Source organism: Nostoc sp., assembly GCF_036917635.1.
Classification (GTDB): domain Bacteria; phylum Cyanobacteriota; class Cyanobacteriia; order Cyanobacteriales; family Nostocaceae; genus Nostoc.
Genome location: NZ_JBALCW010000062.1, coordinates 22,124 through 46,982 on the forward strand (window position 1 = coordinate 22,124; position 24,859 = coordinate 46,982).

Genomic DNA, 24,859 nt, shown 5'->3' on the forward strand with positions numbered 1-24,859 from the left:
TTATTCTTCCTCCGTTGCCAGGGCGTTAACTGCTGCGGCTGCGATCGCACTTCCACCGCGCCGACCATGTAAGGTTAAAAATGGCACATTCCTGCTGTCTGTTGCCAATGCGGCTTTCGATTCGGCTGCACCGACAAACCCCACTGGAAAGCCTAATATAATAGCAGGTTTCGGCACTCCTTCGTCGAGCATTTCTAATAGCCTAAACAGTGCTGTGGGCGCATTGCCAATTGCGATCACCGATCCTTCCAGGTGCGATCGCCATAATTCTAAAGCTGCCGCCGACCTTGTAGTATTTAGATGCTGGGCAATTTCTGGCACTTCCGGCTCATTGAGGGTACAAATAACTTGATTATTTGCAGACAACCGTCGCCTGGTAACGCCATCGGCAACCATCCGGCAATCGCACAGAATCGGCGCTCCATCTGCTAGTGCTGCCCTTGCGGATTGCACTGCTGTTGGTGAATATCCCAAGTCAGTCACAATATCCGTCATTCCACAGGCATGAATGAGACGTACAGCAACTTTTGCTACATCTGGCGGTAGCACATCTAGGTTGGCTTCTGACCGGATGATTGCAAAAGAATTGCGGTAAATTTCGTTGGCATCTCGGATGTAATCGGGCATTCGATTTGGGATTTTAGATTTTGGAATGAAAATCGAAAGGTTCAGATTGCCGACTTCTCTAAAAAGTTGGGAATCTTGTTGTTCACGAATGATTTAGGAATAATATTAAATAATTGCTGTAATTGGGCGATCGCATATCGATTAGCAAATTTCCCAAAAGACTCTTCAGAATTTAGGCGTTGAATTTTATATACATATAGCATCCGCTCTATTAATGTCGATAGTTCGGCAAAAGTTACATTTTGATATAGTTCACGTCCGAATTTGTGCTTGCTGTCACCAACATAAACGTGATAGCCCTCGACAGTTCCGTTTTCATCCCCAATGCTGACACCAAGCAGAGTAATATCACTATTGCTATGCTGGGCGCAAGATTTTTCGCAGCCGCTAAAGTGGATATTAACTGGACAATCCAGAGTGAGATGAGTTTCAAGATACTTTGCTAATGCTAATGCATGACTTTTGGTGTCCGTGGCAGAAGAGGCGCAACCCTTTTTTCCAGAACAAGCAACTAATGCACTCTTGATGTTGGTTACTGAGGAATCTAATCCTAAGAAAGCAATTTCTCGCAGGACATCAGCAACCCATTGCTGAGGAATATCTGTTAATAGCAGATTTTGCCAAGGAGTTAGCCTGATTGCGCTACCGTATTTTGTTGCTAAATCTGCTAAACCCCGCATCTGGCTACTCTCCAATCGCCCAAAGGGTAAGACGACACCAATGTAAAATAAGCCTTTCTGACGTTGGGGATGGATGCCAATATGCTGATACTTAGCATTTGACCTCTCCCCCAACCCCTCTCCTGCAAGGAGAGGGGAGAATTCCTCCCCCTTCCCTATTAGGGAAGGGGTTTGGGGGGTTAGGTCACTGCACAAAAAAGAAAAAGGTAGGCGCTGTTCAACTTCCTGGAGATAATTTTCACAACCCAAAGTATTTAATAACTCTAAGAGACGCAGCCGACGCTTACTTGTAGTATTACTATGAGCTAGATAGACATCCGCCAAAGCTACCAAGACGGGCAAACATTTTTCTGGTGGTAACAAAATTCCCATATCGCTGGGCGGTTGACCCTTTCCGCCGACACTGAGATAGAGGCGAAAATAAACATTACCGTCAACTAAGACAGCAGCAAATAGGATATCATTCAAGCGATCGCACACCCGAATTATCCCACCACCATCAAAGCAAACGCTAAATTTTGCTGACAGTCCCGAAAGCGTTGCATGTCTAGCAATATAATCATCCCAACTTTGGACAAAAGGGCGAGTATCGATTAATTCCTGTGGGTCGATACCAGCAGTCGGGCTGGTCATAATATTACGGATGTGGTCTACAACAGGATTACGAGAACCTAGTCTCATATCCTGTAGGTGTTTCAGAACCTCAGCATTAATCCCCGTGCGGATTTCACGGACTTGTAGATTAGCTCGATTAGTCACATCTACATAACCGCCACCGTGCTGTTCTGCTATATCTGCGATCGCACGGCACTGCTGACTACTAATAATTCCACCTGGTATTCTAATTCTAGATAATATACCATCGGCGGCGGGTGTAGCATAAAACAAGCCAGGACAAGTGGCAAATCCAGAAAGCAAACTTGTAACTCCTTCCCCGTGCAACGCAGGGAGTAGACGGTGAATGTGTCTTATCTGATATCTTGAGAGTTGGCATTCTGACTTGGGTGATCCCATCACAGCTGCGGCACAGTCCCGGAATTTCACCGGAGTTTCCCAACACCAAGCTTTAGTAATTTAGCACGAGAACGCTATCAGAAAATTTAATGCTTCATATTTTCAATCAACTTATCCACGCTGACAGAGTTCGCCACAGTTCATACCAATTCACGAAAATCCTGATACATATAGATTTATCGTAGGGGCATGGCAAAGACAAGCCCTACTGGCGTATTTGTATCATTATTAAAGTGAAATGGTATCACTCCTGGTCTATGTCCGCTTCGTCAAGAATACGATCAATGTCCCGCATTCCAGGCAAAATCCGCAGAATTTCCAGGTGCGTGTCCTGAACTCCATACACCACCACATAGACAGTCTTACCAATTGGCGGTGTCACTAATTCCCTAGTACCAAACACCCGTCCTGGTTTACCAATGTTCGGCATTACCAGCAATTTTTTGATAATTTGCTGTAGACGTGTGGCCACCTCACGAGCAGCTGACGGGTTAGCATTACCAATGTAGTCACGGATACTTGCTAGGTCAGAAACAGCAAGCTCAAGAAAAACTAAACGCATGGAGATGGCAATTCATTCTCCATTCCCCAAGTGTCGAGCCAAGCTGACACGTCCGGGCCTTCAATCCATTGAGCTTGTGGGCTATCAGCAATTTTCACCGCCTCTTCAATCATCTGGATTTGCCAGCTTGACTGTTCCACGTACAAGGCGATCGCCTCTGCCGCCAACCAAGACTTACTACGCCGTGTACTTATAGCAAGGGCATCCAGTTTTGCCTTAATCTCTGGTGTTAATCTAACGGTGACAACTTCACTTTGAGACATCAAAAACTCTCCTTTTATCAGTCATTCTAGCTTGATGTATACGATGTATACAAGCGAATCATACGTTTGATTTACCAGAAATTTGGGTTTAAAGCCCCACGCCGTTGACTGCTGGGGAGTGTGTCAAAATTGGGCTACTCAAAAACATAATTTTGAGCAACTTTCCAATAGCGCGAAAACCGCTTCAGGTCAATATGGCCATCATAATCAAAAAATGGTTCCACCTCTAGCACTTCTACTGCTATAGAACCCTCCATCTGATTGCAGATATCATTAAATCGGGGACTGGGACTGTTAGCTGTGACGATTAAATTCGCATCATGTTCTTGAGCAAAAGCTAAAATTTCTTGTCCCACATTGCCACGACGGATAACAACGGGTAACTCTAGCAAACATTCGTAAATAAAAGCGATGCGTTTGAGACTCAGTTGCCATTCCTCTATCAAAGCCTCGTCCCAAACCCAGATAGCTGGCGCATCGGGGTATTTTTGCAATCCGGGGTTGTATGGACTAAGGCAATCTCCATGTACCCAAACAATTGGTTTATTCATCTTTTACCTTTCTTTCCACGCTGCCAACTTTGGCTATTGGCTTGTTTGCTAAATTCCCCTTTAGGAAAAAGTCGCTGTTCTAATTCTTCATAACTGCCTTCAAAATCACAATGACCGTAAAGGGGACATTTCTGGCAATAAATGCCTTTGGTGTAGCGTTCTAAGTTCTCACGGTTGAAAAAATACGGTTTCTGACTAAAGGTGCTGGCAACCCATTGCCATGACATATTATTACTAGCAGGATCTCCATCTAAAAGGTGTTCGAGAAACCACTTGGCTCCTGCTTGCCAACGACTACGCCGCCAATGGACAATGTAAGCCGCTAGCCACATTCGGGCGTGGTTATGTAGATAACCAGTTTCTTTCAAGTCACGGCTAAAACTGTCGATGCAAACCCTACCTGTGGTTCCTTGTCTGATATCTTGCGGCAATTCGGGTGCATATTCAGCCACAGTGTAACCAGTTTTGTAGTCTTCCTGGTCTTTCCAGATTTCATCTCCTAATTTGATATACAACCGTTGCCAGTAGTCGCGCCAACCTAACTCGTTAATTAATTTCGTAGCATCGTTTTGCTGCTGTACCCGTTCAAGGACATAATCTCGAATTTCTCGCAAACTCAAAACGCCATAACGAATATAAGGCGAAAGTCGTGTCACCGCACCTGTGAAAAAATTACGTGTTTGGGCGTAGCTTACTGCATCGATTTTTTGCAGCGCTTCTTGTGCAGCTTTGCGTCCCCCCAGAGTTTGGCTAATGTAGCGATCGCGTTCTGCTACACTTGGGAATTGTTCGCGGAGGTAGGCTACCAACTCATCGCGGTTGGTAAATTCGCGTTGCATATCTTTAGACATTGTAAGCAAATTATAAATAGGTGGGTAGGCATAGCCCGCCGCAGGCATCGCTCAATATATGTACAATTCTAAAGCGATTCCAATCTCTTACACCCCCATCATGAGTAACATTCCCCAAGTCGGACAACCAGCGCCAGATTTCTCGACTCCTGACCAAAATGGTAATTTAGTCACTCTCAATGACCTTAGCAGTCAGTGGGTTGTCCTCTACTTCTACCCCAAAGATGATACCCCCGGCTGTACTACCGAAGCGACAGATTTCACCGAGTTGTATCAAGACTTCAGCGCACTAGGAGCGAAAATCTTAGGCGTGAGTCCCGATTTGGGTAAGTCCCATTGTAAATTTATCAGTAAACATAACTTGTCAATCACCCTCTTGAGTGACCCAGAACATATTTTGACAGAAGCCTACGATGCTTGGCGCTTAAAAAAGTTTATGGGCAAAGAATATATGGGTGTTGCTCGCTCAACTTTTATCATTTCACCTGATAAAATTATTGCCTATACTTGGCCAAATGTGAAAACCAAAGGTCATGCTCAGGCAGTTTTAACTAAATTACGGGAATTAGCAGCCACATAACGCGGCTGAATGCAGGTAGAGTTACAGCAATCCTACGTGAATCATATAGTAATAAAGCAGGATGTGAGCAGCTTATTTGAGCAAGCGATCGCCAATGCACTGAACTCAGTCAATCCTCAAAAAGTTCTGGAAGGCAAAGTCGCTAATGCTATCATCCAGGCAAGGTTTGATTTAGTTAGTTTTAATAAAACAGTAGGTCTAAATGGCGAAGTCGGTAAAATCGATGTGGAAACCAGTAACGCTATCATCGAAGTAACAACCCAAACTGCTCGAAAGTTGAAGCCAGTTCAAAAGTTAATATCAAACTCTGATTTGAATCCCTTCAACAAGCCTGTTATTCTCTATGCACCTAATTATAAATTTACTCCGTCTCAAGATATTATCGCTACAGGCAGTTATATAGTTTACAGCCAAGATTAATTATTAGAATTATTATCCATATTAGGAGCATAAGTGATGCCAGAACCCATTTCCCTAATTTCTAATGCTGAGATTAAACCGGGAGAATTTTTGAGTTTTCTGCAATATTCTGGAGTATTAGTACATCCAGATAATATATATGATGGGCGTATTTCTAGAAACAATACTCATGTTTGGATTGTTTTAGATAACACTGAATTAAAAAATTTTAATCCTGATGAAATTGAACTCATAACTCAGAAGCTTACAGCAAAACCTCAGACTCACATTCTACTTGATGTCAGCAAAACTTCAGGAAGTGAGCAACTAGCGCTAGAGTTTGCGTGTCAGTTTGCCAAAAAATGGTCTTGTATTGTTTACAACTCAAATTATCAAATCTACTCACCACAAGAATTATTGGAGTTATACCCAGCAGAAACAGGCTTTCTTTGGGGAGTAGATTCAAAAGTTAATCCCATATAGACTCTATTAGGATATCTTAAAGTCTGGTGAAATTACTCTAAAAAGTGCCAGCGTGATGATTTAAGCAAGAAATTAGACTTTTCGGAATTTGAAATAAGGGACTTCCAAATAAAAAAATATCCAATTAACTCCTGTGGGGTGGGCATCTTGCCCGCCCTATGGACTGGGCGGGCAAGATGCCCACCCCACAATATTGGATAATTTATTTCTTAGAGTTCCCTAAACATGATTCAAGTCATCCAAGCCCAAAATGTCACTCTTGCCTACTTAAAGGAAAGATTTGCTCTATATAAATCTGAAGATGAGCAATTTTTTACAGAGTGGTTTGACTACATACCTAACATTTCCGAATTAGAAAACCAATCCTTAGACAGAGTTAAAAATAATTATCTCAATGTGCTGGAAAATGCTCCTCTTTTAGAAGAAGCAGTAAAATTGGTAGTATTATCTCCGTTGCTAGATTTAGCTGGTTTTTATCGTCATCCTTTTTACATCACTACAGAAGAGAGTGTAGAAATTAGAGAAGAAGTTATCATTGATAATGAAGTCAGCACAGAAGAGATTAAAGAAATTATCAAAGGCAAAATTGATGTCTTAGTTCTTCAAAATCAGCTATGGTTACTAATAATTGAATCTAAAATGTCTAGTTTTTCCTTGGCAAAGGCGATTCCTCAAGCACTGACTTATATGTTGGCAAATCCTCACCCTGAAAATCCTGCATATTCTTTAGTAATGAATGGAGAAGATTTCCAATTTATTAAACTCATAAAACATGATAAACCAATATATGCTTTGTCTGATAGATTCACTTTATATAGACACCAACATGAATTATATAAAGTTTTGAATATATTAAAAACAATAAGTAAAATTGTAAATTAATCATTTTTGCTATTCCTATCTCGATTAATACTGGAACAGTGTCATAATAGTTATATTGCATCTTTTAAATGAATTATGGTTCAATTTATCCAAGCACAAAATGTCGGGCTTGCCTACTTGGAAGAAAGATTTAGCCTACAGCTAGCCGAAGATGAGGCATTCTTCACAGAATGGTTTGAAAATTTACCGGAAATTACAGATTTAGAAAAGCAAGATTTAGACAGAATAAAACTTCATTTTCTCCGTTTAGTCAAGCGTCCTCCTTTGTCAGAAGAAACGGTGAAATTAGTAGTTTTATCTCCTTTACTCAATTTAGCTGGATTTTATGATGAGCCTTTTTATATGAGAGGCGAACAATCAATAGAAATTTCGGCAGAAGATGAAGGAGAAATTATTAGAGGTAGAATTGATGTTTTAGTTATTCAAGAAAAATTCTGGTTGTTAGTAATTGAATCTAAAAGGTCTAGTTTTTCTCTTTTAGAAGCCATACCTCAAGCACTTGTTTATATGCCGGCTAATCCTAGTGAAGACAAACCTACTTTTGGATTAGTAACAAATGGTAGTCATTTCATTTTTGTAAAATTGACTAAACAAAATATACCAAAGTATGCATTATCTGATGAATTTACGCTGTTGAGGAGAAAAAATGAATTGTATCAAGTTCTAAGCGTATTAAAAAACTTAAGTCAAAGTTTGAGTTAATAATTATGTCTATTCGTCCTATATACCTTGATTGCCACGCTACTACAGCCGTAGATGAACGGGTATTAGCAGCAATGATCCCCTACTTCACAGAAAAATTTGGCAACCCATCTAGTATCGGTCATGTTTATGGTTGGGAAGGTGAAGCTGCTGTTAAGCAAACGCGAGAGATTTTAGCAGCAGCAATTAACGCCACTCCTGAAGAAATTGTTTTTACCAGTGGTGCAACAGAAGCGAATAATTTAGCTATTAAAGGTGTTGCTGAAGCTTATTTTAAAAAAGGTCAGCATATTATTACTGTTGTCACTGAACATAGTGCAGTTATTGACCCTTATAATTATTTAAAAACTCTCGGTTTTGAAATTACTATTCTCCCAGTTAAAAAAGATGGACTGATTGATTTAACTGAGTTAAAAAAAGCTTTCCGTCCTGAGACGATTTTGGTATCGGTGATGGCTGCAAATAATGAAATTGGTGTGTTGCAGCCTTTGGCAGAAATTGGGGAACTATGCCATGAACAAAATATCATTTTTCACACCGATGCAGCCCAAGCTATTGGTAAAATTCCCCTAGATGTGCAAGTGATGAAAATTGATTTGATGTCGCTAACCGCACACAAAGTATATGGCCCAAAGGGTATTGGGGCGCTGTACGTCCGCAGGCGCGATCGCAGAGTACAACTAGCTCCCCAGCAGCACGGCGGCGGACATGAACGAGGGATGCGTTCTGGGACATTGTATACACCGCAAATAGTCGGCTTTGGGAAAGCTGTAGAAATCGCTTTGATAGAACAAGCAACAGAAACCCAACGTCTCACCCTGTTAAGGCAAAGCTTGTGGTCACAGCTTTCTGAACTTGAAAGAATTCATCTCAACGGACACCCTCAACACCGATTAGCGGGAAACTTGAATATAAGCGTTGAGGGGGTGGATGGAGCCGCTCTTTTGCTAGGATTGCAACCAGTAATGGCGATTTCTTCTGGTTCTGCTTGCTCATCGGCAAGTACAGCCCCCTCCCATGTTCTGACAGCACTGGGACACTCCCAACAGCTAGCTTATGCATCAGTGCGGTTTGGGATTGGACGGTTTAATACCCAAGAGGAAATTGATATTGTGGCGAAACATGCGATCGCCACCATTCAAAGCTTACGTAAGACCTCCTTTATGGATTCTCGCGCAAGAAAGTACCAATCTGATCTAGCTCCTGCTGATTCAGGCGAAATTCTCCAGCAGCGATGATTCCTTCCACCTGCTTGGGATTGCGTGCGCCAACGATCGCAGCTGTCACCGCCGGATTGTTTAAAGTCCAAGCGATCGCCATTTCCCCTGGGGAGCGATCGTATTGCTTACCAATATGTTGCAACACCTCCACCAGCTTCAGGTTACGAGATAAACGTGGCTCCTGAAATTCACCACTATTCCTGCGCCAATCATTATCGGGTAAATTGGCAACCCGCTCAGGTGTCATCTTTCCTGTAAGCAGGCCAGATTGCATAGGTGAATAAACAATCACACCGATGTTCTTTTCTTGACAAAAAGGCAGAATCTCCTTTTCTACATCAGGCTTAACCAGTGAATAAGGCGGTTGCAATGAGGTAACTGGGGCAATTTCCTGGATACGTTTCAACTGTTCTACATTAAAGTTTGAAACCCCGATATAGCGAACCTTACCCTCATCCTTGAGCTTGGCGAGAGTCGTCCAGCCTTCTTCAATTTCTGATTCTGGGTTAGGCCAGTGGATTTGGTAGAGATCAATGGTTTCAATGTCAAGTCGGCGTAAACTAGCTTCAACTTCTCGCCGCACTGAATCCGCCTTCAGACTGCGACCAATTTCGCCCTTTTCATCCCAAATCATTGAACATTTAGTGAAAATGTAAGGGCGACTAGATCGGCCCTTGAGCGCCTTTGCAACAACTTCCTCCGAATGCCCCAGACCATAGATAGCTGCGGTGTCAATCCAATTAACGCCTAGATCGAGAGCGCGAGCGATCGCTTCAATCGATTCCTGATCATCCTGCGCTCCCCAACCAAAAGCCCATCCACCTCCACCGATCGCCCAGGCTCCAAAGCCAATTGGGGTAATGTGAAGCTCCGAATTCCCGAGCTGTTTGGTTTGCATATCTATTTTCTCCAAGAATTTTTGAGTCAATTGCTAGTTTAGGCTGCAAATATTGTCTCAACCGCTATCTGAGGTGTGAATGACTACTCATCTTTTCTGACATCTCCCCTAACAGGCGACAGCATCAACAACACTGCCGCCCTTATTCTTATTGGATTAATGAAATCGGACTATTTAGCGGTGACAAGCTCACCTGTAAAGAAGAATGACCCTCCATTTTGTCCATTACCCTGTAGTGGATTACTTTTTAGATCAAACAGACGAAGCTCAATTGTCCCTTGCACCGTTTGAGTTATCGGATTAAAACTAGCTTTAAAATCATTTCTTGCAATACCACTACCGCCCTTGTTTGAGAGATTAAAGTTGAGCGCCCTACCTGTAATCGCCCTATTTCCATTACACACCCAAGTACCTTGAGAAGTGGTAAAAGGATCAAACTGACCTGAAACACCACCTTGGTTTGAGTCACTACTAATAAAGTTGCCTTCTTCAGTAAGAGTGATCAGCGCGCGTGAAGCAAACTTTCCATTAGTATCTTTAATTGTTGTGAGGTATGTACCAGCGACAAAATTTCTGCAAACAGCCTGTTTAGAATTAGTATCAATTAAAGATTCAGCCTTTGCTTTGTGAATGTTGCAGATATCCAAAATGCTCACTGTGGAAAGTACACCAATTGTCAATCCAATCAAAGTTTTACGAATTTTCATGATAAACAAAGAATTTATTAAACGCTACTTATAAACATATACATTAAACAAAAAATAATCTTGATAAATTTTGGTTAATTTTTGATTAAAAGAGACGTAACTACTTCCCAACACTCTCAGAACTTACCCATTGACAAATGAGACAATAAATGGAGTATAAAAATAAGAAAAAACACGCGATGCCTACGCTAGTCCGCAGGGGACTTGAAAGACAGATAATTCAGTTCATATCTATAAGTGGGTTCGGACTATCGGGCAGGATGTTTTGTGTTAGCGGTTTTTGGTGTGATGTCGGGATAATCCATTTCCCGACATCCAAATAGACCATACACTAGTATTAGGGCAGAATCTCTAACTAGCTACGTCATTTCTAATCCTTTCACCTTTGAGATTGACAATAGTATTAATGTCGGTTTCAGTCAAATCAAGTTTTTTACCATCATCGTAGAGTACACCGCTATAATTAGCAGTTGTGCCATCGCTTCTGGTAAAAGTTGCAGTTATACTACAATCACTTTTTATTTTGTATGTCCCTCGGTTAGGGAGATTAATAGTTATATTTCCACCAACACTTCTAAACCGCGTCTATCTTGAAACCTGTAGTTCTTCAGTGATGAAAAGGATTTGCCCTCATCCCCCAACCCCGAATCCCAATTTTGGGATTCGGGGAGCCAGAATTTCAAAGTCCCTCTCCCATATCTGGGAGAGGGATTTAGGGTGAGGGCAAAAACTACGGTTCTCAACTTAGATGAGGTTTAACTAGAACAGTACCCATGATCTTTCCGCTTCCATCAAAGGTGTCTAAAGCATTTAAAACATAATTTTCCCATTTAAATACCCGCCTCCTTGTAATTCATAAGCACCATTTAAACTTCTATTTGAGATTCTCTAACTCTAAACTCTGACCCAAATTATGAGTTCGCTGATTTTAAGCTTCTTGCATATACAGCAAATTTCAACTTAGTGAGGTACAACAATACCCCACCCACGCTATCGCGCACCCTCCCCTTTGAAAGGGGAGGGGTGTACCTCATGTAATTGCAAAACGCTGTAACTCATCAAAGACAGCAGTGAGACTTGCCACTCTACGTGATGATGGTTCTATCGGAGGCTTTTTTGATCAGGATGGCGTGGTTCCGTGGTAGAAAGTAGGGGGGAATTGGACATTGGGCAGGAGTTAGAAAACTCGGTTCATCCACCTTTTATCTCCGTTAACGAGTCTTTGAACTGGATGAATCCACCTTTTATCTCCGTTAACGAGTCTTTGAACTGGATGAATCCACCTTTTATCTCCGTTCATCCAGCTTGTCTCCTTGTCCTCTTGTCCCCACTCCCCACTCCCCACTCCCCAATTAATATGGATTTGAATCAATCCGTCCCTTTTTTACACTCCTGAGATAGTACCCAGAAGTTGGTCTGTTTCTCAAGTTAAAGGTATCGCCACTGCGAACTTTCCAAATTTTGTAATTGGAAAAAGTCAAAGGCGATCGCGGTTCGCATACTTCCGGTATATGATTGCCAAGTACAAAGTACGCATCACCCCTACCCATAACTTTCACCAAACCGTTTTTATCTACAAGAACCGATGTACTTTCACTAACCGCTATCCCTAAAACACTGCTACATACACCGTCCTTAATTTGACGAGCAATGAAAGCCATAATTCGACCCATTCTTTGCCGTCTGTCGAAGTGCGTATCTACGATGGTTCCCTTTAAATTACTCCAATTGAAAAAGTTGTAAGTAAAAGTAATGTCCCGATAGGGATCATCCAGTGCATCCCTAGTTTCAATGCCTTTTTCAGAAGAAGCGCAAGCATCATAGACACAATCACTTTGGATCATCGCACCCGCACTAGTGCCACCAATACCACCTCCCTTAAGGTAAACTGACTTAACAGCAGCCTCAACCTTGGTATCTTTCCAGTTGCGGATGTATTGACATTGGTCGCCGCCAGCAAAGAAAATTACATCAGCATTTCTGATTTTTTCATAAATCTCAGCTTTGTTTGCTTCTTCTCTATTGCGAATCAGAAGAGTTTCCACAAAGTTTACGCCCTTCATGGCATAAATTAGCCGATTGTAATCGTGATTACCATTGGTGCGGAGAACTACAACATTAACTTTAGTGCCGGAATTACTACCTCCCCGAACTTGATTAATCATCCACTGGATTGCATCATCGACATCGGGTCCACCCCCACCTAAGCTGAGGACTGGGCCTGCTAAGGCGGGACGGACATCGAAGGAGGGAGAGGGGGAAGGGCGGACATCATCAACAGTGTCACCCAGGAAGTAGCGTTTCCAGCTTTCGATAAAACGGTTTATTAGGAAGGTTCCCATCTTCAACAACTTGATTCCTGTACTTTTCAAGCGCCTTGCTATGCTTGGGAATGCCTTTGTCATACTAAGCTTCTAGAGCAAACTGCAATTATATGCTAGGCTGTTACGCACTTTAATTGCTTATTTTCCCGGTAAATTCGTCTTTTTTCATTAGACATTTATCAGTTGCCTTTTGTGAATAACCAATGACAAATGACAGTTTTAACGAAAAAATCTGCAACTTAGATGCGTACTAGCTTAACTCTGGCACTAGATAGGGTAAAATTTCCAGCGTACAGGGTTTGTACTGTTTGTTAACTCAAAATAACTCGGAGTAATCATTTATTCTCTGTCCAACTCTGCGAAAATCCCTACATTCCTTCTGTTCTTTATGGCTGTTGAACGTTTACGCCTCAAGTACTGGTGTATTGCAGTACTCGTTCAAAAGAACAACGCCATACAGACATCAAGGATGAACTTGGTCATGGGTTTGAGGAATGCGATCGCATTGGGTAAAATTTCCTTCATTCCCAGTACTGGGAAAAATCTTACCGCAGTTGTAGTGAGAATTTTAATTAAATTTTCTCACTACAACTGTTCCCAGTACTGGGAATAATTCATAAGAGATTTTCGCACCACTAACTGGCGCAGATATTTATGTTTTGAAAATAATTAATTCCCAGGTCTGGGAATGGAATTAAATAGCTCTGCATTAGTGCCGTTGAGATCCAAGAGGTTAAAAGTTGAATCTGCCATTATTTCTCTAGGTTAGGCTTGCAAGATAAAATCTGATGCTGTAACAGTTGGCGCACCAGTTAGAGTTGCAAATAAACCACCACAGCCAAAACCCGCCGCGCTGCCATTTTGATTGTAGAACAACTGTCCACTCACAGAATCGTAGACAATTTTCGCCGTGCTAGTGGCGGCGGAAGTTGTGATTTTAAAATCGCTGGCGTTACTAAAACCTGTTCCTGCAACAGAAGTAATTGCATTAAAGGTAGTCTTATCTAAAATAATCTTGTCACCTTGGGAGTGGTTAAAGTCGCTAATGGTATCTACACCAACAGCAGAAGAGACAAAGGCAGCATTGGTATTGTAAAGGAACTTGTCAGCACCAGCACCACCGACAAGAGTATCATTACCAGCACCACCGATGAGAATATCATTGCCAGCGTCACCTCGTAGCAAGTCATTGCCACTCAAGCCATTAATGGTGTCGTTACCCCCTTGACCATTAATCACATCATTGGAGTTGTCAAAACCCGCGATATTATTGTTTAAGTCATTCAAAAAGGTGACAGTGTTTTTGTTGAAAATGCTGGTTTGAGTGGAGTTGCCATCAATCACATCAAAGCTATCAGTAATGCTAGTTTGTCCATCAAACAAAATATTACCGAGTGCAGGTCTTGAAGAAATTGCTGGCAGGTTATCCAGATTTTCTAATTTAAAGTTTTGCAGAGTGACTTTGGTGGATGCCACATTTTCAAAGGTGACTTCTAAGTTGTTGCCTTTTTGAGTTAGTTGCAGATTTCGGGCAGTTAAGCCGTTACCTGTAAATTGTAGTGTGTCAACATTGGCAATCACAGCCGATGATGGGTTTGAGCCTTTACCAACGCCACCAAAATCGGTGATAATGTCATTGCGATCGTTAGAGTGAAAGACAAACTTATCGTGACCACCGTTGCCTGTTAGGGTATCGTTAGCATTTAACCCATCAATTTTGTTGCTAGGTGTGCCAAAGAAGGTATCTGCACCAGGAGTTCCAGTTAGCTTACCAGGGGTGTCGCCACTGCCCAGATTTCTCCCCCCAAATACTACATAGCTTTGCCCACTATATGCCCCAATAATCAGGTCATCAATGCCATCACCGTTGATGTCTCCCCCATTGCTAACTGAGATACCTGAAGAGTCATTTACTGCAATGCCCTTAATTATAAAGCCATTAGTGCCATTCAAATCAGAGAGGTTGAGAGTGCCGCCACTGCCCAGATTCCTCCCCCCAAACACTACATAGCTTCGCCCAATCAAATATGCCCCTCTACCGATACCAGGTGCCCCAATAATCAGGTCGTCAATGCCATCACCGTTGATGTCCCCCGCATTGCTGACTGAGGCGCCTGAATATTCACCTGCTGCAATGCCGTTAATGATAAAGCCATTAGTGCCATTCAAATCAGAGGGGTTGAGGGTGCCGCCACTGCCCAGATTCCTCCCCCCAAACACTACATAGCTTTGCCCAGCCCTAGTGTTGGGGTTGCCACCAGATGCCCCAATAATCAGGTCGTCAATGCCATCACCGTTGATGTCCCCCGCATTGCTGACTGAGTTACCTGAGTAGTTACGTTCTGTAATGCCGTTAATGATAAAGCCATTAGTGCCATTCAAATCAGAGGGGTTGAGGGTGCCGCCACTGCCCAGATTCCTCCCCCCAAACACTACATAGCTTTGCCCAACAAAAGTTTTGTGGTTGGGGGAGGCATTTGCTGCCCCAATAATCAGGTCGTCAATGCCATCACCGTTGATGTCCCCCCCATTGCTAATTGAGAAACCTAAGCTGTCACCTGCTGCAATGCCGTTAATGATAAAGCCATTAGTGCCATTCAAATCAGAGGGGTTGAGGGTGCCCCCACTGCCCAGATTCCTCCCTCCAAACACTACATAGCTTTGCCCAGCAAGAGCTTTGCCGTTGCCGTAGGCATTTGGTGCCGCAATAATCACGTCGTCAATGCCATCACCGTTGATGTCCCCCCCATTGCTGACTGAGTTGCCTGAAGAGTCACCAATTATAAAGCCATTAGTGCCATTCAAGTCAGAGAGGTTGAGGGTGCCGCTACTGCCCAGATTCCTCCCCCCAAACACTACATAGCTTTGCCCAGCAAGATATTTGCCTTTGCCGTAGGCACCAGGTGCCCCAATAATCAGGTCGTCAATGCCATCACCGTTGATGTCCCCCCCATTGCTAACTGAGCGGCCTGATTCGTCACCTGCTGCAATGCCGTTAATGATAAAGCCATTAGTGCCATTCAAATCAGAGGGGTTGAGGGTGCCGCCACTGCCCAGATTCTTCACCCCAAACACTACATAGGTTTGCCCAACAAGATATTTGCCGTTGGGGGAGGCACCACGTGCCCCAATAATCAGGTCGTCAATGCCATCACCGTTTATGTCCCCCCCATTGCTGACTGAGATGCCTCGATCATTTTGTGAAATGGCGTTAATGATAAAGCCATTAGTGCCATTCAAATCAGAGAGGTTAAGAAAATTGAATAACAAATTAGCCATAATCACCTCTCTCACATGTAGTTATTAAATAATTATTGACTGCGTAGTTAATATATTAACTCGCAAAAAGATAAATCAAGATTTTATACAAAACATACCACTTTTTACAAAGTATTCCAAACTAGGTACGTCTTAAACCTCTCTCCTGATCTTATCCATCCCTAGTGAAGAACTCGATTAACAACCCAATACCAATACTCAGTAAACCAAAAAGTTTTTCCCCAAAGAGCGATCGCTAAAACGTTGGTAATTTATAATACTAGTAAATACTGAATCCTCTAAGCAGCAGATAGAGTATAGATAATGATAACTTATAATTAGTTGATTGCTAAGAAAATAAATGCTAACCGGATGGAATATAAATGCTTTCAACTACTTTATATTTACGCTGTAGGGCTTGAGATAAAAAGGCTAACATCTGTTTGAGCGCAAAAAGTGTGCGATAAATTAATCGACTACCTTTCCTTTTATGACTGATTCTGAGCCAAAGTAGATTTACCCAAATATTAACTAAAAGAAAAGATATACCTACGAATAGTAATCTCAAAGTTGGATTTTTATTATTATTTTTAATTCGACAAATATTTTTCAGTCGATAACTAGTTTCAATCCCAAATCTTTTTCGATAATCTTGATAGATGTAATCTAAATTTGTTCTGATATTGTGAGCAACATAAACAAAGTATTTAACTCCATGCCGATTACGTTTACCCTTTCTATACACCACTCTCATCATTTCATTTTTTGAATCCTTTCACAGCAGCATAAGCATTAATTATATATTTAGTAGTATATAGTACTTTAAAGTACGTAAGCTTGATTAGCGATCGCTCTTTGGGGAAAAACTTTTTGGTTTACTGTTTATAGTGCTTCTGCAATAGTATTTGTAGGTTGGGTTGAGGCAATGCGTTACCCAACAAATCCCGCAAAATGTTGGGTTTCGTTCCTCAACCCAACCTACATATTTTTATTTTTCGGCAAAACCTACGCAGTATTGCTTCTGTTCTTTATAGTGCTTCTGCAATAGATGCAATACACCACGATACACGGTAGGCGCACAGCAATGCTCATTGGTGTCTAGAAAAAACTATTGCCTCGTTCCCAGCCTCTGGCTGGGAATGGCTACTAAGAGGCTCCGCCTCAAGACTTGCGCCAGAGCCGCAATTGAAGAAATCGGGAATCTATGCTTACCAGGCAATTTGCGATCGCTCTTGTACAACTCGGTGATATACTTTTTCAGTTTGCTTGGCTAATTTCGGCCAGCTGAAGCGTCGCTTTAAATCCTCATAAGCGTTATCCACCAGCCATTGCCGATATCCTGGATTTTTCAAAACCTCTAAAATTCCCCAAGCTAATGAATCGGGATTGTTCACCCAAGTCACAATACCTGTTTTGGAATGTTGCACTACTTCTGGAAAACCACCAGTATCAGAAACTACTACAGGAACACGAGAAGCAAAGCTTTCTAAAGCCACAATCCCAAAAGGTTCGTAAAGACTAGGAAATACTGCACAGTCTGCGACAGTTTGGAATCTATCTAAGTATCTATCAGAGAGAAAACCTGTAAAATAGCAATGATGCCAAATTCCCAAATCCCAGGCTTGGCGCTTGAGATGGTCAGTATTGCCGCCACCAACAATTATAAATTTAACGTTACCTCCCATTTGCGAAAGGATCTTAGGTGCGGCATTAAGCAATACAGGTACACCCTTTTCGTAGGTCATGCGACCAAGGTAATAAACGATTTTCTCATCGTCTGTGGCGAATTGGCGGCGAAAATTTACAGCATGAAAATCTACGTGATGCTGTTTCTTTTCGGCTCGGATACCGTTATAAATGACATCGATTTTGTCCCAAGGACTGTATAGGGCTCGTTCTACTTCTTGGCGCATATAGTCGCTACAAACAATAATCCGCCAAGCGTTGTAAGCCAGCAAGGTTTCTTTGCTATTTATATAACCTTGAATAGCAGTGTGAATACCGTTACAGCGTCCGTATTCCGTAGCGTGAACTGTAGCAATTAGTGGTATTTTAAAATTATGCTTGAGAGCGATCGCCGCATCTCCTACCAACCAATCATGGGCATGAATTAAATCAAAAGGCCCTTCCTCTAAAATCAACTTACCACCGTGATCTCCCATACTCAGGTTGAGATTGACTACCCAGTGGAAAAAGTCGTTACTATGTGCCACTGGGACTCGATGCACCTTTACTCCCTCAACCACCTCATACAGCGACGCCTGACCAAACTCTGCTGTAATTAGGTGGACTTCATGCCCTAGCTTTACCAGTTCCGGGTACAACTCCGCTACATGCCGCGCAATTCCCCCAACAATCCTTGGTGGAAACTCCCAACTCAGTACCAGTATCTTCATCTGCTAGATTCCCCGACAACTTTACAAATATCCAAAAAATTACATTTACCTAAAAATACAAGGGTGGCAAATGCAGTGAGTATGTTTACTAAAATTTTGAGATTTTTTAACAGTTATTTTGTAAAAGCTTATCAAAGGTTATCAACTGTAGGCTAGTAATAAGAAACAAGGTATAAACAACGCCCAGAATTTGTTCTACTGTAATTAAAATTAACGGATATTAGACCTCTTGCAAAAGTCCCTAACACTGTAGCCCCAAAGCATCGGGGAGGGGTTGGGGCTACAGTGTATACACAAGTCTTGTCGCAGCCATATCTTTATAGGGATAAACCCCAATACTGCTCGGATAAGACTAAAAACCTTGTGTAGAGACGCGAAATTTACCGTCTCTACAGGTCTAAAACACTATCGAAAAATCCAAAAACCGAGCAGTATTGGGATAAACCCCGTCTTTAAAGACGGGCTATTCGTTGTAAATCTCGCACTGCGTTTCTATCCCGCCTCGGAATTTATTCCGAGTCTCATAGCTGAAGAACTTTAGTTCTGGGCGGGATGTCGGTAAGTGTGACAGTTTAACCCTGACAAAAATGTGGGTAAAAGAGTTGAAACGTATGTGGACAATACTTGTGTGTACACCGTAGTTGGTAAGGGGAGGGGAGCGTAAGTTTACTCAAATGCGGGGTGAGGTTCTTTATTTTTGATTTATGCAAGAGGTCTATTGAAGAAGAATTCAGAAGTCAGAAGAAGAAAAATGTGCTGGGGGACTAAAAAGCTCACATTCAAATGCTCGCGGACTTGCTACCGTTGCGCTATCTGCCACTTGTACTCCAATTCATTCTAAATTCTGACTCCTGAATTCTATTAGCTTTGATCCAAGCGCAATACTGCCATAAAGGCTTCCTGCGGTACATCCACAGTACCCACAGATTTCATCCGCTTTTTACCTTTTGCTTGCTTCTGTAAAAGTTTCTTCTTCCGGCTGATGTCACCACCGTAGCACTTAGCTAGTACATCTTTCCGCAAAGCGGGGATGTGTTCGCTGGCGATAACTTTACTGCCAATAGATGCCTGAATTGGCACTTTAAATTGATGGCGGGGAATTAGTTCCTTGAGTTTTTCTGCCATTGCCCGCCCAACGTTGTAAGCTTTATCGCGGTGGACAATCATCGCCAAGGAATCCACAGGATCGCCGTTAATCATGATATCCAGCTTCACCAGAGGATTTTCACGGTAGCCAATGATGTGATATTCCATACTTGCGTAACCGCGCGATCGCGACTTCATTTGATCAAAAAAGTCAGTCACAACTTCCGCCAACGGTAGCTCATAAGTAAGTGTGGTTCGTCCTTGGGTAAGATATTTCATATCTTTGAAGATGCCACGGCGATTTTGTGACAACTCCATCAAGCTGCCGACATAAGTTTCCGGGGTAATCATCTCTACTTTGACGTAGGGTTCTTCAATTCTTTCGCGATCGTTGGGAGAAGGTAAGCGGCTAGGATTATCAATGTACAGTTCCTCACCTTTGAGGGTAATCACCTTATAAACCACCGAGGGGGCTGTAATGATTAAATCTAAGTTATACTCTCGCTCTAGACGTTCCTGAACAATTTCCATGTGCAGCAAACCCAAGAACCCGCAACGGAAGCCAAACCCCATCGCGCTCGAAGTTTCTGGTTCATAATGCAGCGCTGCGTCGTTGAGTTCGAGCTTTTCTAAAGCTTCCCGCAAATCTTCAAATTGGTCAGCATCAATGGGGAACATCCCGCAAAAAACCATTGGGTTCGCTTCTGCGTAACCTGGTAAGGGTGACTCTGCTTTTGCCTTACTGAGGGTAATTGTGTCTCCTACCCGTGCATCAGCTACAGCTCTAATTGCCGCTCCCAAATACCCTACTTCCCCAGCGTGGAGTTCATCAACTTGCTTTTGAGTCGGAGAAAGAACGCCTAACTCATCAATTTCAAATTCTTTACCGGATGCCATTAAATGGATGCGATCGCCTTTTTTAACTGTGCCATCCATCACCCGGAAATACACAATTACTCCCCGGTAACTATCGTAATAGCTATCAAATATTAACGCCCGTAAGCGTTCATTTATCGTATTCGGCGGTGGTGGTATCCGCTCCACAACTGCTTCTAAAATCTCATCAATACCAATTCCTTCTTTAGCAGAGGCAAGAATCGCACCACTGCAATCTAGACCGATAATTTCTTCAATTTCGCCAATTACTCGTTCTGGTTCAGCCCCAGGCAAATCGATTTTATTCAAAACCGGGATAATTTCCAGATTACTCTCTAACGCTAAATATACATTTGCCAAAGTTTGCGCCTCCACACCTTGGGACGCATCTACTACCAATAGCGCTCCTTCACAAGCAACAAGAGAGCGAGAGACTTCATAAGAAAAATCCACATGCCCAGGAGTATCAATTAGGTTCAGCACATATTGCTGACCATCCTTAGCTGTGTAGTTCATCCGGGCAGCTTGCAGCTTAATTGTAATGCCGCGCTCCCGTTCCAAATCCATATTGTCAAGAAACTGTTCCTTCATCTGTCGGTCTTCAACAGTGCCAGTGGCTTGCAACAAGCGATCGGCGAGGGTTGATTTCCCGTGGTCGATGTGAGCAATAATACAAAAATTGCGAATGCGAACTGCGGGAACGTCAGTCATATACTATCTTTGCCTTAGCAGCAACCAAAGTTAAAAGAGCAATTTACTTAATGTATTTTAATGCTTTCTTAGCCAAGACGCTGCTTTTAATGGGGAGTTAGGAGTTAGGAGTTAGGAGTTAGGAGTTAGGAGTTAGGAGTTAGGAGTTAGGAGTTAGGAGTTATTATTCTGCCTGCCCCCTGCCCCCTCTTCACGGCATCTTTAACTTTCGATCTAAATAGGTGGACTTTTAAGAATATTATGAAAGTCTATTTGTCGCTGCTAGTATTCAACAGCTAGGAGCGTACAATAAATGTAAATAAGTACATGTAGGGATCATGTATTGATCGTGGAGAATTACCACCCGTAATTACCCATAATCACTGATTTCTCGGCAAAACTTCTAAAGCCATTGTCTAGTCAGTTATATGAAAAATGCGATTTAAAACTTAAAGCTGTTACTTTGGTGCTATTTCAGGGAACTATGTAAATGTCCCATTGAAGATTTTCAGTGAATTAGCCCAAATGATGAATATAACTACTTTACAAAGCTTTAGACAAAACCACTTCAGAGTATATCAAACCTATGAATATGCAAGAGAGAACTACCGAAGCGGAAAACACACGAACCGATAAGGTAGAAATTGCTGTCCGCCTGGACTCCGAACTACTAGAGCAAATTCAGCATCTCACCAATGACCCAAGTAAAGTGATTGAGGTGGCGATTCGCCAGTGGTTGCGGGGTGAAATCCTTAGAGATGACGAACTGACGCGTACCCCTGTGCGTAAACCCGTTCCTCCTCGGGGTGAATGGAATGATTGACGCTATTAATCAGGTGTCAATGCAAGTTAAAAAGTGAAATTTGCCAATTTGGATTTCAGATCACCAAGAAATACTCAATAAAAAACGAAAAAGCTGTAAGAATTTATGCAAAAATTTGAGCAGCTTTAGTAAAATTACGGTCGGATACCCTTTGTCTATCCAACTCAATTAATGACTATTACTGCCAATTCCCAATTGTCAAATGTATTTTCCCAAAATCTGGAATCTGTTACCAGTAAGACTGATGGCTCCTTAGCAACTCTAGGAGCCGAGTTGGTGTATACGCAAGATGGGGCAGGGCGCTATCTGACCTTTTGTTGGCAGCACAGCGAACTCTTGGCGTTAAATGCCGAAAAAATAGTTGACGAGCTGAACCAGACCCAAACCTTTGCCCCTGTGGATAAGGTTACTTATTTGGAACGATTGCACCGAATTTTGACAAGTTTGGTGCCAGAAAGGTTTCAGTGTTGGTTTAGCTACCACCAGGAATTATTTGAGTTTGACTTGGTGATTAGTCCAATTATGCCGAGTTTAGGAACTACTGCCACTACAGTTTTAGTGATGGGACGCTTAGTGCAAGCGACACTCAACAAAAAACAAGTGCCTGTGGCATCAAAAACGCCTAGACAAATCGAGGTGGCAATAAGATCGCAGCAACACCAAAAAGTGGTAAATCGCATTACCAAAAATATCCGCCGGACATTAGATTTAGATATTATTTGGCAGCAAACAGTTGATAGTTTGGGGAAAGCACTGCGGCTAGAGCGCTGTATTATTTGTCCTTATCAGCCCTATAGCTCAAAAGTGCAGGTGAAGGCTGAGTATCACCAGGCAGAACTCAAATCAATGCTTGGCTTAGAAATAGATATAGCTTCAGAGCCTGCCTTTGCTCAAGCTTTGGCAAACCTAGAACCGGTTGTAATGGAAGTGCCTGGATACGCAGGGTCTGGGCGGCAGAAAACTTTGGTGATTGCAACTTGCTATCAAGATCAGGCCAATGGATTGGTTGCCTTGAGTTGGCAAGATGAATGCTACACATTAACAGAATCAGAATTAGAATTGGCAAAAGAAGCAGCAGATCAATTGGGAACTGCGATCGCTCATGCTACTTTATATGAAGAATTAGAAGTAGCACGTCAAAAAGCCGAAGAAGCTTCCCGCCTCAAAAGCGAGTTTCTGGCTAATGTATCCCATGAAATTCGCACCCCCCTCAACGGTATGATTGGCTTCTTGAAGCTGATTTTGGAAGGGATGGCAGATGATCCAGAAGAACAAAACCAGTTTTTGTCAGAAGCTCATAACTTATCAATACATCTGCTGAATATTATCAACGACATTTTGGACATCGCTAAAATCGAAGCTGGCAAAATGGAGCTAACTTACGCTCCAGTCAAGCTAGATGAGCTATTCAGTCATGTAGAAGGTTTCATGCGTCCCCAAGCAGAAATGAGAAATCTCAGCTTCCAGATGCAAATGCCTCCTACCTCCGATGAAATCATTGTCCAAAGCAACTACCAACGGTTGCTACAAGTGATGATCAATTTAGTAGGTAATGCCATCAAATTTACCCATGAGGGCGGCATCACCGTCAGCGCCGATTTAGTACTCAAAAAGGCGAACTTTCAAGATCAGCAGTTTCCTGGCATGGTCAAAGTCCGTGTAGCAGACACTGGTATTGGTGTTTCTTTAGATAAACAAGATAAACTGTTTCAATTATTCTCTCAGGTGGATGGTTCCCGCACTCGCCACTACGGCGGTACAGGTTTAGGATTGGCAATATCCCAAAAGCTAGTAGAGGCAATGGGCGGTGAGGTACATTTTTATAGTCTGGGCGAAGGACTTGGCTCAACAGTCACATTCACCGTACCGCTATATCAACAACCCGTCATGGTTTCATCTAATGATAGCGACTCAGATTATATCGGTTAGAGCCTTAAGACTGGCTCTTTGATAAATACGTTTTGTGAATCCTTTTACAGATATTGAACCTCACACGACTAGAAGTCCCGTGATGGAAATTACGAATTACGAATTACTAATTATTTAACCAAGCCTGTAAATCAGCTATTTCAAATTTCGGTTCTTTAACAGCTACCGAATCAAATCGATAACCTTGAGCATTGATTGGAGTATTTGTCAATAATTGAAATAGCAAAGTGGGGGATTGTTGGAAAAGTTTGTAAAAAATTGTGTCTCGCCGCATGAAGTATTCTATTTAACTTAAATTTTTAAATCTGCGATACGTTTTATTTTAGGTTCTAGCGATCGCCAATAAACCAGTAAAACCTAAAACATAGCTGGTTCTTGCTCGAACCAAGCTGTCAGGTCTACCCTTGAGGAAAATTGGACTAAACTGAATAATAGTGAAGTCAAAGTGATTACGATCGCAGATCAAACAATAACAAGCCTTAGATGAGGATCAAGATGGCGATCGCAGCACTACTGAGTTCAGCTACTCTCATATCAAGCTTGTAGAGAAGTGTGTATTAAAAGCGCTGCGCGTCTGAAAACAAATGGCAAATGTCAACTAAGCAACTGACAAACTAGCTGCAATTGGGTCTAGGATCGTTTTAACAAAGCTAGAAAATAAAATTTTGGATAATGGTTAATGAGTAACGGCGCATTTGGCGGATCATTATTATTCAATGCCCCAAGCCCCATGCCCCAAACCCCATGCCCCATTCCCAATCCCCATCATTAACTTAGCAGGTCTAAACTATGGAACTCACAATTGACAACGTTGAAACAGTCTTAGATGAAATGCGCCCTTATCTGATGTCTGATGGCGGCAATGTGGAACTCGTAGAACTCGATGGCCCTGTTGTCAAACTGCGGTTGCAGGGTGCTTGTGGTTCTTGTCCCAGTTCTGCAATGACTCTGAGAATGGGTATTGAACGCCGCTTAAAGGAAATGATTCCCGAAATTGCAGAAATTGAGCAAGTGGTGTAAAAGTTAGGAGTTAGGAGTTAGGAGTTATGAGTTTTGAA

22 protein-coding genes, 2 pseudogenes and 1 riboswitch are annotated in these 24,859 nt (G+C 42.3%); of the genes and pseudogenes, 10 read left to right on the top strand and 14 right to left on the bottom strand.

What is annotated here, in order from left to right; all coding sequences use genetic code 11:
* From V7K32_RS15840 to V7K32_RS15865, 6 genes are all read right to left on the bottom strand, one after another.
* Positions 1-627 (bottom strand): precorrin-8X methylmutase, encoded by a 627-nt coding sequence (locus V7K32_RS15840; protein WP_334994781.1) that lies wholly within the window; start codon positions 625-627, stop codon positions 1-3.
* Between the two features lie 41 nt (positions 628-668).
* Positions 669-2,225 carry a precorrin-3B synthase gene (gene cobG, locus V7K32_RS15845; RefSeq protein ID WP_334994783.1) on the bottom strand — a complete coding sequence of 519 codons (1,557 nt, stop codon included), beginning with the start codon at positions 2,223-2,225 and terminating at the stop codon, positions 669-671.
* Positions 2,226-2,287: 62 nt separating this feature from the next.
* Positions 2,288-2,380, bottom strand: a riboswitch (adenosylcobalamin-variant (AdoCbl-variant) riboswitch).
* Between the two features lie 185 nt (positions 2,381-2,565).
* Positions 2,566-2,883 carry a type II toxin-antitoxin system RelE/ParE family toxin gene (locus tag V7K32_RS15850; protein ID WP_334994785.1) on the bottom strand — a complete coding sequence of 106 codons (318 nt, stop codon included), beginning with the start codon at positions 2,881-2,883 and terminating at the stop codon, positions 2,566-2,568.
* Positions 2,874-3,146 carry a CopG family ribbon-helix-helix protein gene (locus V7K32_RS15855; protein WP_334994787.1) on the bottom strand — a complete coding sequence of 91 codons (273 nt, stop codon included), beginning with the start codon at positions 3,144-3,146 and terminating at the stop codon, positions 2,874-2,876. Before V7K32_RS15855 ends, V7K32_RS15850 begins: the two co-directional genes overlap by 10 nt.
* A gap of 134 nt (positions 3,147-3,280) precedes the next feature.
* Positions 3,281-3,697 (bottom strand): hypothetical protein, encoded by a 417-nt coding sequence (locus V7K32_RS15860; RefSeq protein ID WP_334994789.1) that lies wholly within the window; start codon positions 3,695-3,697, stop codon positions 3,281-3,283.
* Positions 3,694-4,548, bottom strand: coding sequence for an FAD-binding domain-containing protein (locus V7K32_RS15865; protein ID WP_334994791.1), 855 nt, complete (start codon positions 4,546-4,548; stop codon positions 3,694-3,696). Before V7K32_RS15865 ends, V7K32_RS15860 begins: the two co-directional genes overlap by 4 nt.
* A gap of 100 nt (positions 4,549-4,648) precedes the next feature.
* On the opposite strand from V7K32_RS15865, the gene bcp reads away from it, so the two are divergent.
* From bcp to V7K32_RS15895, 6 genes are all read left to right on the top strand, one after another.
* Positions 4,649-5,128, top strand: coding sequence for a thioredoxin-dependent thiol peroxidase (gene bcp, locus V7K32_RS15870; protein ID WP_334994849.1), 480 nt, complete (start codon positions 4,649-4,651; stop codon positions 5,126-5,128).
* 36 nt (positions 5,129-5,164) lie between these two features.
* The gene (locus V7K32_RS15875) at positions 5,165-5,548 is read left to right on the top strand and encodes a hypothetical protein (RefSeq protein ID WP_334994793.1); all 384 of its coding nucleotides are present in this window, start codon (positions 5,165-5,167) and stop codon (positions 5,546-5,548) included.
* Between the two features lie 36 nt (positions 5,549-5,584).
* Positions 5,585-6,010 carry a hypothetical protein gene (locus V7K32_RS15880; RefSeq protein ID WP_334994795.1) on the top strand — a complete coding sequence of 142 codons (426 nt, stop codon included), beginning with the start codon at positions 5,585-5,587 and terminating at the stop codon, positions 6,008-6,010.
* 225 nt (positions 6,011-6,235) lie between these two features.
* Complete coding sequence (locus tag V7K32_RS15885; RefSeq protein WP_334994797.1) at positions 6,236-6,892, top strand: type I restriction endonuclease; 657 nt, start codon at positions 6,236-6,238, stop codon at positions 6,890-6,892.
* A 75-nt stretch (positions 6,893-6,967) separates the two neighbouring features.
* On the top strand, positions 6,968-7,594 hold the full coding sequence (locus tag V7K32_RS15890) for a restriction endonuclease subunit R (RefSeq protein WP_334994798.1): 627 nt from the start codon (positions 6,968-6,970) through the stop codon (positions 7,592-7,594).
* Positions 7,595-7,599: 5 nt separating this feature from the next.
* On the top strand, positions 7,600-8,832 hold the full coding sequence (locus V7K32_RS15895) for a cysteine desulfurase family protein (protein WP_334994799.1): 1,233 nt from the start codon (positions 7,600-7,602) through the stop codon (positions 8,830-8,832).
* Here V7K32_RS15895 and V7K32_RS15900 read toward each other — a convergent pair.
* From V7K32_RS15900 to V7K32_RS15910, 3 genes are all read right to left on the bottom strand, one after another.
* Positions 8,756-9,712 carry an aldo/keto reductase gene (locus V7K32_RS15900; protein ID WP_334994800.1) on the bottom strand — a complete coding sequence of 319 codons (957 nt, stop codon included), beginning with the start codon at positions 9,710-9,712 and terminating at the stop codon, positions 8,756-8,758. The genes V7K32_RS15895 and V7K32_RS15900 overlap by 77 nt on opposite strands.
* 170 nt (positions 9,713-9,882) lie before the next feature.
* Positions 9,883-10,419 carry a hypothetical protein gene (locus V7K32_RS15905; RefSeq protein WP_334994801.1) on the bottom strand — a complete coding sequence of 179 codons (537 nt, stop codon included), beginning with the start codon at positions 10,417-10,419 and terminating at the stop codon, positions 9,883-9,885.
* A 1,352-nt stretch (positions 10,420-11,771) separates the two neighbouring features.
* Positions 11,772-12,824, bottom strand: a complete 1,053-nt coding sequence (locus V7K32_RS15910; RefSeq protein ID WP_334994802.1) for a cyanophycinase — start codon at positions 12,822-12,824, stop codon at positions 11,772-11,774.
* A 307-nt stretch (positions 12,825-13,131) separates the two neighbouring features.
* Here V7K32_RS15910 and V7K32_RS15915 point away from each other — a divergent pair, with 307 nt between their 5' ends.
* A complete protein-coding gene (locus V7K32_RS15915) occupies positions 13,132-13,356 on the top strand; it encodes a hypothetical protein (protein ID WP_334994803.1) in 225 nt (74 codons plus the stop codon).
* Between the two features lie 152 nt (positions 13,357-13,508).
* Here the strand turns inward: V7K32_RS15915 and V7K32_RS15920 are convergent, their stop codons facing one another.
* From V7K32_RS15920 to lepA, 4 genes and pseudogenes are all read right to left on the bottom strand, one after another.
* Positions 13,509-16,022 carry a hypothetical protein gene (locus tag V7K32_RS15920; protein ID WP_334994804.1) on the bottom strand — a complete coding sequence of 838 codons (2,514 nt, stop codon included), beginning with the start codon at positions 16,020-16,022 and terminating at the stop codon, positions 13,509-13,511.
* 343 nt (positions 16,023-16,365) lie between these two features.
* A pseudogene (locus V7K32_RS28800) lies at positions 16,366-16,743 on the bottom strand (ISH3 family transposase); the annotation flags it as partial.
* Positions 16,744-17,209: 466 nt separating this feature from the next.
* Positions 17,210-18,397 (bottom strand): glycosyltransferase family 4 protein, encoded by a 1,188-nt coding sequence (locus V7K32_RS15925; RefSeq protein ID WP_334994805.1) that lies wholly within the window; start codon positions 18,395-18,397, stop codon positions 17,210-17,212.
* Between the two features lie 861 nt (positions 18,398-19,258).
* A complete protein-coding gene (gene lepA, locus V7K32_RS15930) occupies positions 19,259-21,070 on the bottom strand; it encodes a translation elongation factor 4 (protein WP_334994806.1) in 1,812 nt (603 codons plus the stop codon).
* A 565-nt stretch (positions 21,071-21,635) separates the two neighbouring features.
* On the opposite strand from lepA, the gene V7K32_RS15935 reads away from it, so the two are divergent.
* A complete protein-coding gene (locus V7K32_RS15935) occupies positions 21,636-21,872 on the top strand; it encodes a hypothetical protein (RefSeq protein ID WP_334994807.1) in 237 nt (78 codons plus the stop codon).
* Between the two features lie 171 nt (positions 21,873-22,043).
* Complete coding sequence (locus V7K32_RS15940) at positions 22,044-23,801, top strand: sensor histidine kinase (RefSeq protein WP_334994808.1); 1,758 nt, start codon at positions 22,044-22,046, stop codon at positions 23,799-23,801.
* A 136-nt stretch (positions 23,802-23,937) separates the two neighbouring features.
* Here V7K32_RS15940 and V7K32_RS15945 read toward each other — a convergent pair.
* Positions 23,938-24,075, bottom strand: a pseudogene (locus V7K32_RS15945) (DUF2887 domain-containing protein); the annotation flags it as partial.
* Positions 24,076-24,590: 515 nt separating this feature from the next.
* Between V7K32_RS15945 and V7K32_RS15950 the strand changes: the two are divergent.
* A complete protein-coding gene (locus tag V7K32_RS15950; protein WP_012408256.1) occupies positions 24,591-24,821 on the top strand; it encodes a NifU family protein in 231 nt (76 codons plus the stop codon).
* The last annotated feature ends 38 nt before the right edge of the window (positions 24,822-24,859 follow it).